The organism is Sinorhizobium chiapasense, assembly GCF_045277575.1.
Taxonomy (GTDB): Bacteria; Pseudomonadota; Alphaproteobacteria; order Rhizobiales; family Rhizobiaceae; genus Ensifer; species Ensifer chiapasense_A.
The window spans coordinates 1,895,947-1,908,972 of the sequence record NZ_CP144206.1 but is presented as its reverse complement, the minus strand read 5'-3'; the positions used below and the strand labels follow the sequence as shown (position 1 = coordinate 1,908,972).

At 61.1% G+C, this 13,026-nt stretch carries 11 protein-coding genes and 2 pseudogenes; 9 read left to right on the top strand and 4 right to left on the bottom strand.

Going from position 1 to position 13,026, the window contains the following annotated elements; genetic code table 11:
• Positions 1-156 precede the first annotated feature (156 nt).
• From urtB to QM996_RS27635, 6 genes are all read left to right on the top strand, one after another.
• Positions 157-1,773 carry an urea ABC transporter permease subunit UrtB gene (gene urtB, locus QM996_RS27660; protein ID WP_334197068.1) on the top strand — a complete coding sequence of 539 codons (1,617 nt, stop codon included), beginning with the start codon at positions 157-159 and terminating at the stop codon, positions 1,771-1,773.
• Positions 1,770-2,930 (top strand): urea ABC transporter permease subunit UrtC, encoded by a 1,161-nt coding sequence (gene urtC / locus QM996_RS27655; protein WP_334197067.1) that lies wholly within the window; start codon positions 1,770-1,772, stop codon positions 2,928-2,930. Before urtB ends, urtC begins: the two co-directional genes overlap by 4 nt.
• 5 nt (positions 2,931-2,935) lie before the next feature.
• Positions 2,936-3,700, top strand: a complete 765-nt coding sequence (gene urtD / locus QM996_RS27650; protein ID WP_334197066.1) for an urea ABC transporter ATP-binding protein UrtD — start codon at positions 2,936-2,938, stop codon at positions 3,698-3,700.
• Between the two features lie 35 nt (positions 3,701-3,735).
• On the top strand, positions 3,736-4,431 hold the full coding sequence (urtE, locus tag QM996_RS27645) for an urea ABC transporter ATP-binding subunit UrtE (RefSeq protein ID WP_334197065.1): 696 nt from the start codon (positions 3,736-3,738) through the stop codon (positions 4,429-4,431).
• A gap of 354 nt (positions 4,432-4,785) precedes the next feature.
• A complete protein-coding gene (locus QM996_RS27640; RefSeq protein ID WP_334197064.1) occupies positions 4,786-5,244 on the top strand; it encodes an RrF2 family transcriptional regulator in 459 nt (152 codons plus the stop codon).
• Positions 5,245-5,355: 111 nt separating this feature from the next.
• Complete coding sequence (locus QM996_RS27635; RefSeq protein WP_334197063.1) at positions 5,356-6,585, top strand: acyl-CoA dehydrogenase family protein; 1,230 nt, start codon at positions 5,356-5,358, stop codon at positions 6,583-6,585.
• An 87-nt stretch (positions 6,586-6,672) separates the two neighbouring features.
• On the opposite strand, the gene QM996_RS27630 is transcribed toward QM996_RS27635, so the two are convergent.
• Both QM996_RS27630 and QM996_RS27625 read right to left on the bottom strand, forming a co-directional pair.
• Positions 6,673-8,070: an LLM class flavin-dependent oxidoreductase gene (locus QM996_RS27630; protein ID WP_334197062.1), complete on the bottom strand. Its 1,398-nt coding sequence runs from the start codon at positions 8,068-8,070 to the stop codon at positions 6,673-6,675.
• Positions 8,071-8,149: 79 nt separating this feature from the next.
• Positions 8,150-9,367 carry an SfnB family sulfur acquisition oxidoreductase gene (locus QM996_RS27625; protein ID WP_334197061.1) on the bottom strand — a complete coding sequence of 406 codons (1,218 nt, stop codon included), beginning with the start codon at positions 9,365-9,367 and terminating at the stop codon, positions 8,150-8,152.
• A gap of 394 nt (positions 9,368-9,761) precedes the next feature.
• On the opposite strand from QM996_RS27625, the gene QM996_RS27620 reads away from it, so the two are divergent.
• The 3 genes and pseudogenes from QM996_RS27620 to QM996_RS27610 all read left to right on the top strand — a co-directional run.
• On the top strand, positions 9,762-10,148 hold the full coding sequence (locus QM996_RS27620; RefSeq protein WP_173519712.1) for a BRA0787 family protein: 387 nt from the start codon (positions 9,762-9,764) through the stop codon (positions 10,146-10,148).
• A 144-nt stretch (positions 10,149-10,292) separates the two neighbouring features.
• Positions 10,293-11,195 (top strand): LysR family transcriptional regulator, encoded by a 903-nt coding sequence (locus tag QM996_RS27615; protein WP_334197060.1) that lies wholly within the window; start codon positions 10,293-10,295, stop codon positions 11,193-11,195.
• A 472-nt stretch (positions 11,196-11,667) separates the two neighbouring features.
• Positions 11,668-11,962: pseudogene (locus QM996_RS27610) on the top strand (transposase); the annotation flags it as partial.
• 66 nt (positions 11,963-12,028) lie between these two features.
• Here the strand turns inward: QM996_RS27610 and QM996_RS27605 are convergent.
• Positions 12,029-12,238, bottom strand: a pseudogene (locus tag QM996_RS27605) (DNA cytosine methyltransferase); the annotation flags it as partial.
• Between the two features lie 357 nt (positions 12,239-12,595).
• The gene (locus QM996_RS27600) at positions 12,596-12,787 is read right to left on the bottom strand and encodes a hypothetical protein (RefSeq protein ID WP_334197059.1); all 192 of its coding nucleotides are present in this window, start codon (positions 12,785-12,787) and stop codon (positions 12,596-12,598) included.
• Positions 12,788-13,026 lie beyond the last annotated feature (239 nt).

The window sequence follows — 13,026 nt, the reverse complement described above, 5'->3', positions numbered from 1 at the left end:
GCGGGCAGTCCGCCCGGGCAATCCTTGCATGACGAAATCCGGGGGCGAGCATCCCTCCGTCCGGTGATGCGGCCGGGCGGAGGGATCTCAACGCAAAAAAGCCTCGACCGAAGCGCCCGTCGCCCACGCGACGCGTAAGACCCGAGCGAGAGGGCAATGTACCGAATTCTGCAGATCCTGTTTGTTGCGCTCTGCCTGTTGATTTCGACCCATGTGGTCGGCTCCCGTGCGGCGGACGACCTCGGCGCGCTGGTCGACCAACTCGGCGTCGCGAAACTCTCTGATATGGACGAGCACATCTCGGCGCTCGCCAAGACCGGTGACGCCAAGGTTATTCCCGTGCTTGAGGCGCTGGGCGGGGGCGAACTCTACCAGCGCAAGTCCGACGGCAAGGTCTTCCTGGTCAAAGCGCAAGGCGCGGATCTGCTGCTGATTGATCCCGTGACGGGAATAGAAGCTGGTCAAGCGCCGAAGGCGGCCATGCAGAAGGTCAAAGTCAACAATGCCGTGCGTCGCGCCGTGCGCAGCGCGCTCGGCGGCCTGACCCTTTTCAGCGATGACACGAGCGCGCGGCTGAAGGCGGCACAATCCATGCTGCAGGCGCCGAACGCCGATGCGCTCGAGGCGATCGAGGCCGCGATTGCGACCGAAAAGGATGGAACTGTTCGCAAGGCTCTCGACGAGGCGCGCGCCGTGACGCTCCTTCTGTCGGGGCGAAGCGACGAGGAAAAGCGCCAGGCGATAACACTCCTCGCCAAGGGCAATGGGCGCACTGGGCTTGCTGTTTTAACATCCGCACTCGCAAATGCCGATGCTTCGCTTAAACCCGACATCGAAGCGGCGATTGCCCGCATCGAACAGACCCAGGCGTTCTGGAACGCGGGCCAGAACGTCTGGTACGGCCTGTCGCTCGGCTCGGTCCTTTTGCTGGCGGCGATTGGGCTTGCGATCACTTTCGGCGTCATGGGCATCATCAACATGGCCCATGGCGAGATGGTCATGCTCGGCGCCTATACGACCTTCCTCGTGCAGGAGGTCATACGCAACTCTTATCCCGGCCTTTTCGACTGGTCGCTGGCGATCGCGCTGCCGCTCGCCTTTCTGGTGACCGGCGCCGTCGGCCTTGCCATCGAACGCGGCGTCATCCGCTTTCTCTACGGTCGCCCGCTCGAGACCTTGCTTGCCACCTGGGGTATTTCGCTGATCCTGCAGCAGGCGGTGCGCTCGATCTTCGGGCCGACGAACCGCGAGGTCGGCAACCCATCCTGGATGGCTGGTGCCTTCGATCTCGGCGGGCTGACGATCACCTGGAACCGGCTGTGGATCATCGTCTTCGCGCTGACGGTTTTCGCGGCACTTCTGTTCCTGCTCAAGAAAACGCCGGTGGGCCTGCGCATGCGAGCCGTCACACAGAACCGGCGCATGGCGTCCTCCATGGGCATCCGCACGCCCTTCGTCGATGCACTCACCTTCGCGCTTGGTTCCGGCATCGCCGGCATGGCGGGAGTGGCGCTTTCGCAGATCGACAATGTCTCGCCCAATCTCGGCCAGGGCTACATCATCGACAGCTTCATGGTCGTCGTCTTCGGCGGCGTCGGCAATCTCTGGGGCACGCTCGTCGGCGCCTTCTCGCTCGGCATCCTCAACAAGTTCCTGGAACCCTATGCCGGCGCCGTGCTTGGAAAGATCCTCGTCCTGGTTCTGATCATCCTCTTCATCCAGAAGAAACCGCGCGGCCTCTTCGCGCTCAAGGGAAGGGCGGTCGAAGCATGATCACCTCGTTTCTGATGAAATCGCTCGATCGCAGCATCCTCATTGTCGTGGCGATCCTCCTCGGCCTTGCGCTCCTCGTTCCAGCGCTCAACCTTTTGACCGCGCCCAGCCATCCGTTGCACGTGCCGACCTACCTGGTGTCGCTGTTCGGCAAGTATCTCACCTATGCGCTGCTGGCACTGGCGCTGGATCTCGTCTGGGGTTTCTGCGGCATCCTTTCGCTGGGGCATGCTGCCTTCTTCGCGCTCGGCGGCTATGCCATGGGTATGTATCTCATGCGCCAGATCGGTGCGCGCGGCTCTTACGGCAATCCGCTCCTGCCGGATTTCATGGTGTTCCTCAACTGGAAGGAACTGCCCTGGTTCTGGTACGGCTTCGACATGTTCTGGTTCGCCGCACTGATGGTCGTGCTGGTGCCGGGTGTGCTTGCTTTTGTCTTCGGCTGGTTCGCCTTCCGCTCGCGCGTCAACGGCGTCTATCTCTCGATCATCACCCAGGCGATGACCTATGCGCTGTTGCTCGCCTTCTTCCGCAACGACATGGGCTTCGGCGGCAACAACGGGCTGACCGACTTCAAGGACATTCTCGGCTTCAACATCCAGGCGGATGGCACGCGCGCCGTGCTCTTTGCCGCCTCTGCACTGATGCTGGCGCTCTGCCTCATTCTCACCGCTGCGATCGTGCGCTCGAAATACGGCAAGGTGCTCGTGGCGGTGCGCGACGCCGAGAGCCGAACCCGCTTCCTCGGCTATCGGGTGGAACACATCAAGCTCTTCGCCTTTACCGTCTCGGCGATGATGGCCGGCATCGCCGGCGCGCTTTACGTGCCGCAGGTCGGTATCATCAATCCCGGCGAGTTCGAGCCCGGCAATTCGATCGAGGTGGTGATCTGGACGGCGGTTGGCGGGCGCGGCACGCTGGTCGGCCCGATCGTCGGCGCCATCCTCGTCAACGGCGGAAAGAGTATCTTCACCGCCGCGTTTCCGGAGTTCTGGCTCTTTGCGCTCGGCGGTCTCTTCGTGCTCGTCACCCTGTTCCTGCCGAAGGGTGTCGTCGGGACGGCCGGCGCCTATTTCGCCCGCCGTCGCGCTGAACGAAAGGCGCGCGCGAACGAAGCGCCGGACAATCTGGCGGTTGAACCCATGGCGGCGGAGTAAGCGACATGAACCAGACCATCGGCCAGAGCAAGCCGACGAGCATTCTCTATCTCGACGGCGTCTCCGTCTCCTTCGACGGTTTCAAGGCGCTGAACGCGCTCTCCTTCGTCATCGAGCCCGGCGAACTTCGGGCGATCATCGGTCCGAACGGTGCCGGCAAGACGACGATGATGGACATCATCACCGGCAAGACCCGGCCTGACGAGGGGCAGGTCTTCTTCAAGGGCGAGATCGACCTGACGAAGAAGGACGAGGCGGAGATTGCATCGCTCGGCATCGGCCGCAAGTTCCAGAAGCCGACCGTCTTCGAAAGCCATACGGTGTGGGACAATCTCGAACTTGCTCTCAACCGGAAACGGGGGGTGTTTCCAACGCTCTTCTATCGTCTGACGGCCGAGGACAAGATCCGCATCGAGGAAATCCTTGCGACCATCCGGCTCGCGACCCGTCGCGACGATCTCGCAGCCAACCTTTCGCACGGCCAGAAGCAATGGTTGGAGATCGGCATGCTGCTCGCTCAGGAGCCGGAACTGCTGCTGGTCGACGAACCGGTCGCTGGCATGACCGATGCGGAGACGGCCGAGACGGCCGTTCTGCTCAAGGAGATCGCCAAGACCCGATCCGTCGTCGTCGTCGAGCACGACATGGGTTTTATCCGCGAACTTGGGGTCAAGGTTACCTGCCTTGCCGAAGGTATGGTGCTGGCGGAAGGCTCGATCGACTTCGTCAGCAGTGATCCGAAGGTGATCGAGAACTATCTCGGGCGCTGACTTTCGATGCCGGAATTGTTTGAGGAGGGCGCGTCATGCTGAGCGTCGAAAACATCAATCTTCACTACGGTGCCGCACAGGCGCTGCGCAACGTGTCGATCACCGCCGAGATGGGCAGGATCACCTGCGTGCTCGGGCGCAACGGCGTCGGCAAGTCGAGTCTGCTTCGGGCCGTCACCGGCCAGCATCCGGTCAGCGCCGGTGCGATCGGCTTCAACGGCGTGGCACTCGCGGGCATGGCAGCTTACCGTCGCGCCAAGGAAGGCATCGGCTACGTGCCGCAGGGCCGCGAGATCTTTCCCTTGCTGACGGTCAAGGAAAACCTCGAAACAGGTTACGCGCCGTTGAAGCGCGCAGATCGCTCCATACCGGAGGACGTCTTCAATCTCTTCCCGGTACTTCGCTCGATGCTCGGGCGTCGCGGCGGGGATCTTTCCGGTGGCCAGCAACAACAACTGGCGATCGGCCGGGCGCTGGTCACGCGCCCGAAGATACTGGTGCTCGACGAGCCGACCGAGGGCATCCAGCCTTCGATCATCAAGGATATCGGCCGGGCAATCCGCTACCTCCGGGACTCGACCGGCATGGCAATCCTGCTTGTCGAACAATATCTCGATTTTTGCCGGGAACTTGCCGATCACGTTTATATCATGGACCGCGGCGCCGTGGTTCACGAGGGGCCGCCCGAGACGCTGGATACGGCAGAGGCGCGGCGTCATCTCACGGTGTAATAACTTGCGTTGATATTGGTGACGGCGGTCTCGACGCGCCCGCGGTTCGGTGCGGCGCTACCCGTTCCCCTTTTCGCTCCGATAGAGGCTGCTGATTTCGCCTTCTGGCGATTGCTTGCCTCCGGAACAAGCTTGCACGCTAGCGGTCTTCCCGGTCAAATTCTCGTTTTGCCATGAAAGCGCCAACAAAGCGCACTAAATCTATGCAGTAACTTGCGTAATTTCTTGAGAATGGTGCGGTTTGGGTGTAGGACATCCTAAGCGAAAGAGTGCGGCCGTCACAACCCGTTGCCTCCGGTGGATGCCCGAGGAACGGACTTGTGGCGGCCTTCTTGTTCACGAAAGCGAAGTGACATGTTGACCAAAAAAGGAAAATACGGGCTCAAGGCCCTTGTCGACCTGGCTCAACTGGAGCCCGGAGAGACCGCCTTCATCACCGAGATCGCAACGCGGAACAATATTCCGAAGAAGTTCTTGGACGCGATCCTGCTCGAATTGCGCAATGCCGGCATCCTTCGTTCGAAGAAGGGCCCAGGCGGGGGCTACTCGCTCTCCCGACCCGCCTCCGAGATTCGCATCGGCCAGGTGATCCGCACGCTGGACGGGCCGCTGGCGCCGATCCGCTGTGCCAGCCGCACCGCCTTCGAAGCCTGCGACGATTGCGCCGATCCGGTGAACTGTCATGTGCGCAAGTCAATGAGCGATGTCCGCGACGCGATCGCCTCGATCCTCGACAACATGACGCTGGAGCAGTTTGCAGCCAACGACAATGCCTCTGAGATCGTGGCGCTGCGCGATGCGGAGGCCAGCTGAAGCGGTCAGTGGCCGGTAGGACATTTCCAGTGGCCGCCTCCGTGTGGAATCACGTTGCTGTTATTGTCTATAGAATAAGTGCATTATTTTGCCTCAACCAAGGAGAGGCGGATGAGCAACGTACATTTCCTCAGGGAACAAGCACCGGCCAGCAGCGCCGAACAAGATGAAAAGCGGCTGGAGCTGTTTGTCCGCGCCGAGGCACTATCGCAGGATTTCGCTCGCCGAGGCGCCGAGCTCGATCGCGTCGGCGCACCGCCGCTTGAAGAGATCGACGCACTCCGCCAGTCCGGCCTTTTGACCGCGCTGCATTCGCCGGAGGTTGGCGGTGCGGGCTTGAGCTGGGTAGACGGGCTTCGGCTGGTGCGCATCATCGCGCGTGGCGAAAGCTCGATCGGCCAATTGCTTGGCTATCACTACGTCAACAGCCAATATGTCTACTGGGCCGCTGCCGATCCCAAACAGGCCTGGGTGCTTGGGGCGGAGACCGTCGAGCGGCAGCTCTATTGGGGAGCCGCGGTCAACCCGCGCGATCCGGGCCTGACATTGGAGCGGCGTGGTGGCCATTATGTGCTGAACGGCCGCAAGACCTTTTCGACCGGGGCCCATGTCTCCGACCGCATCAACGTTAACGCTGCGATCGACGGCAAGATCGCCAACTTTGTGGTGCCGACCGATCGGCCGGGCTATGTCGCCAACGATGATTGGGACAATATCGGCCAGCGCCTGTCGGACAGCGGCAGTGTCGAGTTCCGTGATTTTCCGGTCTACGAGCGCGATTTCATCTTGCCGCTGGCCGATCCCTCCGATCCGCCTCCGGTGCAAGCGACATTCAACACGCCGCTGATCCAGCTCGTCTTCGTGAATTTCTACCTCGGCACGGCCGAAGGCGCGCTTGCCGCGGCCCTCGACTATGTGCGTAGCACCACGCGCCCCTGGATCACATCTGGCGTCGAACGCGCCAGCGATGATCCCTATATCCTCGAACGGATTGGCGAATTGCAGGCAAAGCTGAAGGCGTCGATCGCCTTGGCCGATGCGGCGGCCGCCGTCGTCGAAGCGGCGCTGTCGCAGGGCCGCTCGGTGACGGCCGAGGCGCGTGGCCAAGCCGCGATCGAGGCCTATGCGGCCAAGGTTCACTCGACCCACGTTGCGCTCGACGTGACGACGAAGGTCTTCGAGTTGATGGGCGCGCGGGCCACGGCGGGGCACTATCGCTTCGATCGCTATTGGCGCAACGTCCGCACCCACACGCTGCATGACCCGGTCGCATACAAAGCGCGCGAGGTGGGCGACTTCGCGCTGAACGGGCGGATACCGCCGGTCAGTCTCTATAGCTGAACCTACCCACCGGCACGATCGGCTCTGCCAGCAAGAAAAACGCCGCCTGGACCAAGTCCCGGCGGCGCTTCTACGATAGCCTTGCCCTTAAGCCGAAACAGCGATCGTTTGCTGTTGTCCGCCAAGATCCCGATAGCCGGCGCCCGGATGTGGCGCCACCAGCCTTGGCCCGCCACCGAAGAGCTTTTCCCTGAGTGTGCCCTGGCGATAATCGGTCTTGTAGACGCCGCGCTTCTGCAGTTCCGGCACGAGTAGATCGACCGTATCCTCGAAGGTTTCGGGCGTCACCGCATAGGCGAGGTTGAAGCCGTCGACATCGGTGTCTTCGACCCATTCCTGCATGAGGTCGGCAACCGTCGAGGGTGAGCCGACGAAGACGGGGCCGAAGCCGCCGATGCCCACCCAGTCGGCCATTTCACGAACGGTCCAGACCCGGTCCGGATCGATAGTCGTGAAGGTCTCGACGGCGGATTGCACCGCATTGGTGTAGCGATGGCGCAAGGGTTCGTCCGGAGCGAACTGGCCGAAATCGATGCCCGTCCAGCCGGAGATAAGCGCCAAAGCGCCTTCGTAGGAAACGTGCTTGCGGTACTCGTCGAACTTCTTCTTCGCCTCGGCATCGGTTTCGCCGAGGATCACAGTCTGCAGATTGAAGGCGAGGATTTCGCGCGGGTTTCGGCCGGCGCGCAATGCAGCCTCCCGGACATTGGCGACATAGCGTTTCAGCACCGCCTTTGACGGTGCCGCGACGAAAATGCATTCGGCGTGCGCCCCGGCGAAGTCCTTGCCTCTGCTCGAAGAGCCCGCCTGATAGAGCACCGGCGTGCGCTGCGGCGATGGCTCGCTCAAATGGATGCCCGGGACCGTGAAATGACGGCCGCGGTGGTTGATCGGGTGCACCTTGTCGGGATGGGTGAAGATGCCGGTTGCGCGGTCGCGCACCACCGCTCCGTCTTGCCAGCTCCCCTCCCAGAGCTTGTAGCAGACTTCAAGATATTCCTCGGCCAGATCATACCGGTCGTCATGGCGCGTCTGCTGCGCCTGGCCAATGTTGAGTGCGCCGCTGTTCAGGTAGGAGGTGACGATGTTCCAGCCGACGCGCCCCTTGGTCAGATGGTCGAGCGTCGAGATGCGGCGGGCGAAGGTGTAGGGGTGTTCGAAGGAGAGCGACGCCGTCAGGCCGAAGCCCAGATGTTCCGTCTCATAGGCCATCGTCGGCACCAGCTGTAAGGGGTCGTTGACCGGGATTTGGGCCGAATGCCGAAGCGCCGCCTCGGCATTGCCGTTCAGCACATCATAGACGCCGAGCACGTCGGCGATGAACAGCCCGTCGAATTTGCCGCGCTCGAGCGTCTTCGCCAGATGGACCCAATAGTCGAGATCCTTGTAGCGCCAGGACTGGTCTCGCGGGTGGGTCCACAACCCCGGCGACTGATGGCCGACGCAGTTCATGTCAAAGGCATTCAGCCGGATTTCGCGACTCATTGAGCTCTCCTTCGGGCAAGGTTGGGCATTGCCCGAAGCGCCGGTCATGCCTCGGGCCGCCAGTGCGCTGTCGATGGGATCAAAGCGCGCCGTTCTTCGGCGGCTTGACGCCGTTCAGGTGGTAGTTGCCGACGACGTGATGCTTCCAGCGCACGGGGTCGTGCAGCGTGTGGGTGCGGGCGTTGCGCCAATGCCGGTCGAGGTTGAGCCCGATCTTCGTCGAGGCGGTTCCCGACAGTTCGAAGAGCGTGTTGCTCGCTTCCAAAGCGATCTCGGTGGTCAGAACCTTCGCCGCGGCAACGGCAAGCGTTGCCTCGACGACGCTTTCCTCGGTGCCATTGATCTGCGCGACATCGACCTTCTTGCCCGCCCGTTCGACGGTGGCCGTCGCCGCCTCCAGGCGGATGGCGAGCTGGCCGATGCGGGCGATCGTGAGGGGATCATCGGCTGCGCGCTCGACGCCGCTGTCCATCCAGGGCCGTGCATGGTTGCGTACGAACTCGAGCGTTTCGGCAAAGGCCGCCCGGGCGATGCCAAGGTCGATGCCGGCGTGGATGATCTGGCCGACGGAGCCGATCGTCGTCGGTCGCTCGAAGCCGCGGTGGTGGCGCACCACCGCATCGGCGGTGACATGGACATTTTGTAGCACGGTCGTGCCGCTGCCGGTCGTGCGTTGTCCGAAGCCATCCCAGTCGTCGATGATCTGCAAGCCTTCCGCACCGCGCGGCACGAAGGCCATGGTCAGCTTTTCATTCGGATCGAGTGCGAAGACGACGATCCATTCGGCAAACAGCACGCCGGTCGAATAATACTTGCGGCCGTTCAGACGGAAACCGAGGCCATCGGGCGTCAGCCGTGTTGCATAGTCGGCGACGGTTTTCGTGCCGCGCTCGGAAAGGGCGTTGCCGAAGCGGTCGCCGGCAAGCGCCCGGCCGAAGAAGAAGGCCTTTTGTTCCTCCGTCCCGTCGGTGCGCAACGCTTCCAGAATGTAGAAATGGTTCTGCGGAATCTGACCGATCGAGGAATCGGCTTGCGAGAGGATGGCGGTGATCTCCGCCAGAACCGCATTGGAAACGTCGATGCCGTCATATTCCGGCGGCACGGTGATCGCGAGCAGGCCGGATTGAGCCAGCGCATCGAGTTCGTCGAAGGGCAGGATGCGATCCGTATCCCGCTCGTTGGCGCTCTTGGCGAATTCCGCAGCCAAGTCCCGGGCGATCGACAGCGCTTCCTCCTCGCTCTCGATCCGGTGCGCCGGGGCTCGTGTTTTCTCTGAAAGCCGCGAGATCGTTCCCATGTGACTGCTCCCTATCGATTGAGGTGCATATCAGTGAATTATCTGGCAAGACCGAGTAAGATAGTATATTCTATAGAAATTATCGATTTGAGATTTTCGTTTCTGCCGCGATGGCGACCGGTGTTTACCTTCGGGGCTGGATCGTTAATATCGAGTCGGGGGGAGACCATGAGACGATATCTAGGTCGAGGCACGCGGCGTTCATGCGTGCCGGCTTTCCGCCAAAAATGTCTGCGGCACAGGGAACCATCGCCCGATTTGCGCATTGCGTCATCGCCCGCAGTTTGACCAGTCGCGTGGCCACAGAATATCGGCCACCTGACACGAACACAAATACATGCTGACAGAATTGGCCATTCGCGTTTCCCGGCCTTGAACACTGAAGGAGACACAAATGACGAATTTCCTGCCTGCTCTACACGAAGGGCACGCCCCCATCACGCTGCAGAACCTGTTTCGCGATGCTCTGGAGGCCTATGACGACTGGGGCGCAGGCATGCCCGAGCCGCTCGTTGCGTTCGAAGGTAAGCTGCTTCCGATCAGCGAGGTCTTCGAATGGATGAAACCTTGCACCGACATCATGCCGGCAAACCTCATCGGCATTGTCACGGATCGGCTGAACAAACCCTGGAGCGGTGAAGGTCCGCTCGATGAAATGACGGTGTCGACCGCGGCGAGGGTCATGTCTGTCTTGACCAGACGCCAGTTGCGCAACTTCGGCAGCGGATCGATCGAGGTCTTTGCCGAGCGTTTCAATCATCCGGTACGTGCCAACGCCTGACGAAACGCTTTTCGAGGAGCGCGTTCGCGCGCTCCTCACGTTGAAGCCTCCATTCGATTTTACCGCATTCAATCCACCCTCTTCCTTGACGGAGCGCCTTCCCGTAAACACGGGAAAAGGTTGTAGCTCGAGGGGCGAAGCGGCGTGAATTTTCGACAGTTGGAAGTGTTGCGCACGCTCCTGGCGACCGGATCGACGATCGCGGCCGCCAAGACCATGGGGCTCAGCCAGTCCGGCGTCAGCCGGCTCCTGCAGCAGCTCGAGGAAGACCTGTCTCTGACGCTGTTTGCTCGCGACAAGGGCCGGTTGATACCGACACCCGAGGCGATGAAACTTGCCGAGGATGCCGAGCACATCCTCTTGGGTATCGACCGCTTCACCAACCTGGCGCAAGATCTGCGCAGCGGCGCCGTCGGTCCCGAGGTCGTGCGCATCGGTCTGCCGAACAGCATGTCCGAAACCTTTGCTCCGGCGATGCTTTCCGACTACGCCAAGGATTTTCCCGGCGTGCGGATCGAGACCTTCTTCGATACGACCGTGGCCATCGCCCGTCTGGTTGAACAGCGCATCATCGACTTCGGCTTCCTGCGCTACGAGGGGCAACTGAGCGCTGGCATCGAGATGCAGCCGGTCGCAACCGGGGTCAGCGTCTGCGTGATGGAAAAGGGACATGCCCTGTCGGCACACGAGACCCTCACGCCCAAGGAACTGCGCGGCGTGCCATTGATCCTGATTGGCCGCCGCCGGCCGACACGGGTCATGCTCGACGAGATCTTCCGCAAGGCGGGCGTGCCGCAGAAGGTCAAGATCGAGACCCACAGCAACAGTTCGGCATGCGCCTATGCGGCCTATGGCCTCGGCGTTGCCATCATCAGCAGCTTCTTTGCCAACCTGCATCGCCATCTGCCGATCGAGATCCGGCCATTCTCGCCGCACCTGACCCAGGATTTCGGCGTTGCGACTGCGTCCGGTGTTCCCTTGTCGCTCGCGGCTCAGGCGCTCATCGACTGCCTCAAGCGACAGGTCGCCACCGTTCACGAGCTGTGAGTGGTTGGACGGATCGACCCGCCCGCTGCCCGTGAGGCATTTGAAGAGGCGGGCGTAGTTGGAGTTCCGACTGTGCATTCGGTAGAATGCGGTGGCATTCGCTTGTAACGCCCTGATACAGAGCCTATCTATATGCTACTCCTCACTCCCTGCTGGGATAACAGGTGAGTTCGAAGCCCTTGAGTTAGGCAGTCCCACACTTATCTATTTGTTTAGGCAGGCTGACTTAAAGGTCGCTGTCATGTCAACCAAAGCCCAACGGCCTTGGTCTCGTACACCACGGTAATGGACACTTCATGAAGGCCTGGCGAAAGCTGGGCCTTATGCTTTTGGAACTGGTAGAGGCACATCCGAGCAAAATAGCTCAGATTCCGCCGGGAGATCGACTTCTGATCGATCACCTTAGGATGACACGAGAGAACCTCCATCCGGACAGAACAGCCGTCGTCGAACGGCAGTAGGCAGTAAACGACGGCCGGCTCGGTTCGGACGATCGCGATCCGTGCCTGCTCACTTTGGCCTGACGCCATCGCGCTATCAGTCCGGGGAGATCGACCGAGAGCGAGGCATCTCCAAGTGCGGCGATCCGGGCCATCCGATGGGTGCTGGTCGAAGCCGCAGGCGCGCTCTTGCGGATCTCGAAAAGGAGCTCGCCGCTCAAGCTGTGGGGATTGTCGGTTGCGCGGCGTCGGGGGATGCCAAAGGCCATCGTGGCCGTCGCCCGACGCCTGGCGGTTATTCTGCATCGGATGTGGCTCGACAACACCCCTATCGCTGGGACGCCAAGGTAGCCTGGCGATCGCAGGGAAGAACGGCATTTCCGTTCTTTGGGATCAATGCATACGAACTGCGCTCGGGGAACGCGATGTCGGCAAGGGCCTCCCGGAGATTAAGTGTTCTGGTGGACGTGGGGGCCGCGAACTTCGCCCAGAACTCCTTATGCCCACGAGGAAATAATGTTTCCGGTCTTGAGGCACGCTGTAATCTTTAGCGTTCAGCGGGATGACATCGTATGCATATCCAAGTTCGTCGAGCTTGCGGTATAGATCCCGTCGAAACTTCGCGTGGCGTTTAGTATCGAAGTTTTCGTGGACCTCAAAAAGAACGCGCGAGGTTTTGCCTTATCGACGAGTTCACCACCAGCTCCGAGCAAAGCCGGCTTGTCGTCTTCACCAGCTCCATTCGTTGCGAACGGTTCCGTCGGTAAATTGATCAAAGAGGCGCTGGTCTCTGGTTTCGCGGAGTTGCTGCGATGTCGTGGCAGAGCCATCGCCAAGTGAGCCCGACCTAAGTGCATCAATCCCATGCTGCTCCCCCTTGCTGCCACTTGCTTCTTTTATCTCTCTTGAAATGTGAAATGGACGGAGGAGCCACACTTATACGGTTTGCCTGCCGTCCTTTTATCGCGAGTTGGCCACGGCAGGCTTCGGAAGGACGATGGTGGCCGGATGGTCGGTGTCGTTCGATAAGGCGCCACCGATCAGTAGGTAAGCAGCAATCACCGACATCGAAATAAGCAACACAACAATCGAAAGCCCGGTCGTAAATTTCCGCTCGGATGCTCCGTAGTTGTGTTGTTGGTAGCTAGGCAATCCTCAATCCTCCTGCAGGCAACGGCGCCAGAACTGGTCCAATGCGGACTGAAACGGGATGTTCCGACGCCGTTGCGCCCAAGGCAGCTAAGGGCCGAATTGCCCTGGGCTTAGACCAAATTAACGCGACGCTTTCGCGCGACAACGAACGTAAGACCTTTGCGACCGGCGTATGGGACTGAAGGCCCACGGAGGAACCTTTTCTGACTGAATTAGCCCCCGAAAGGCCCGGACATGCT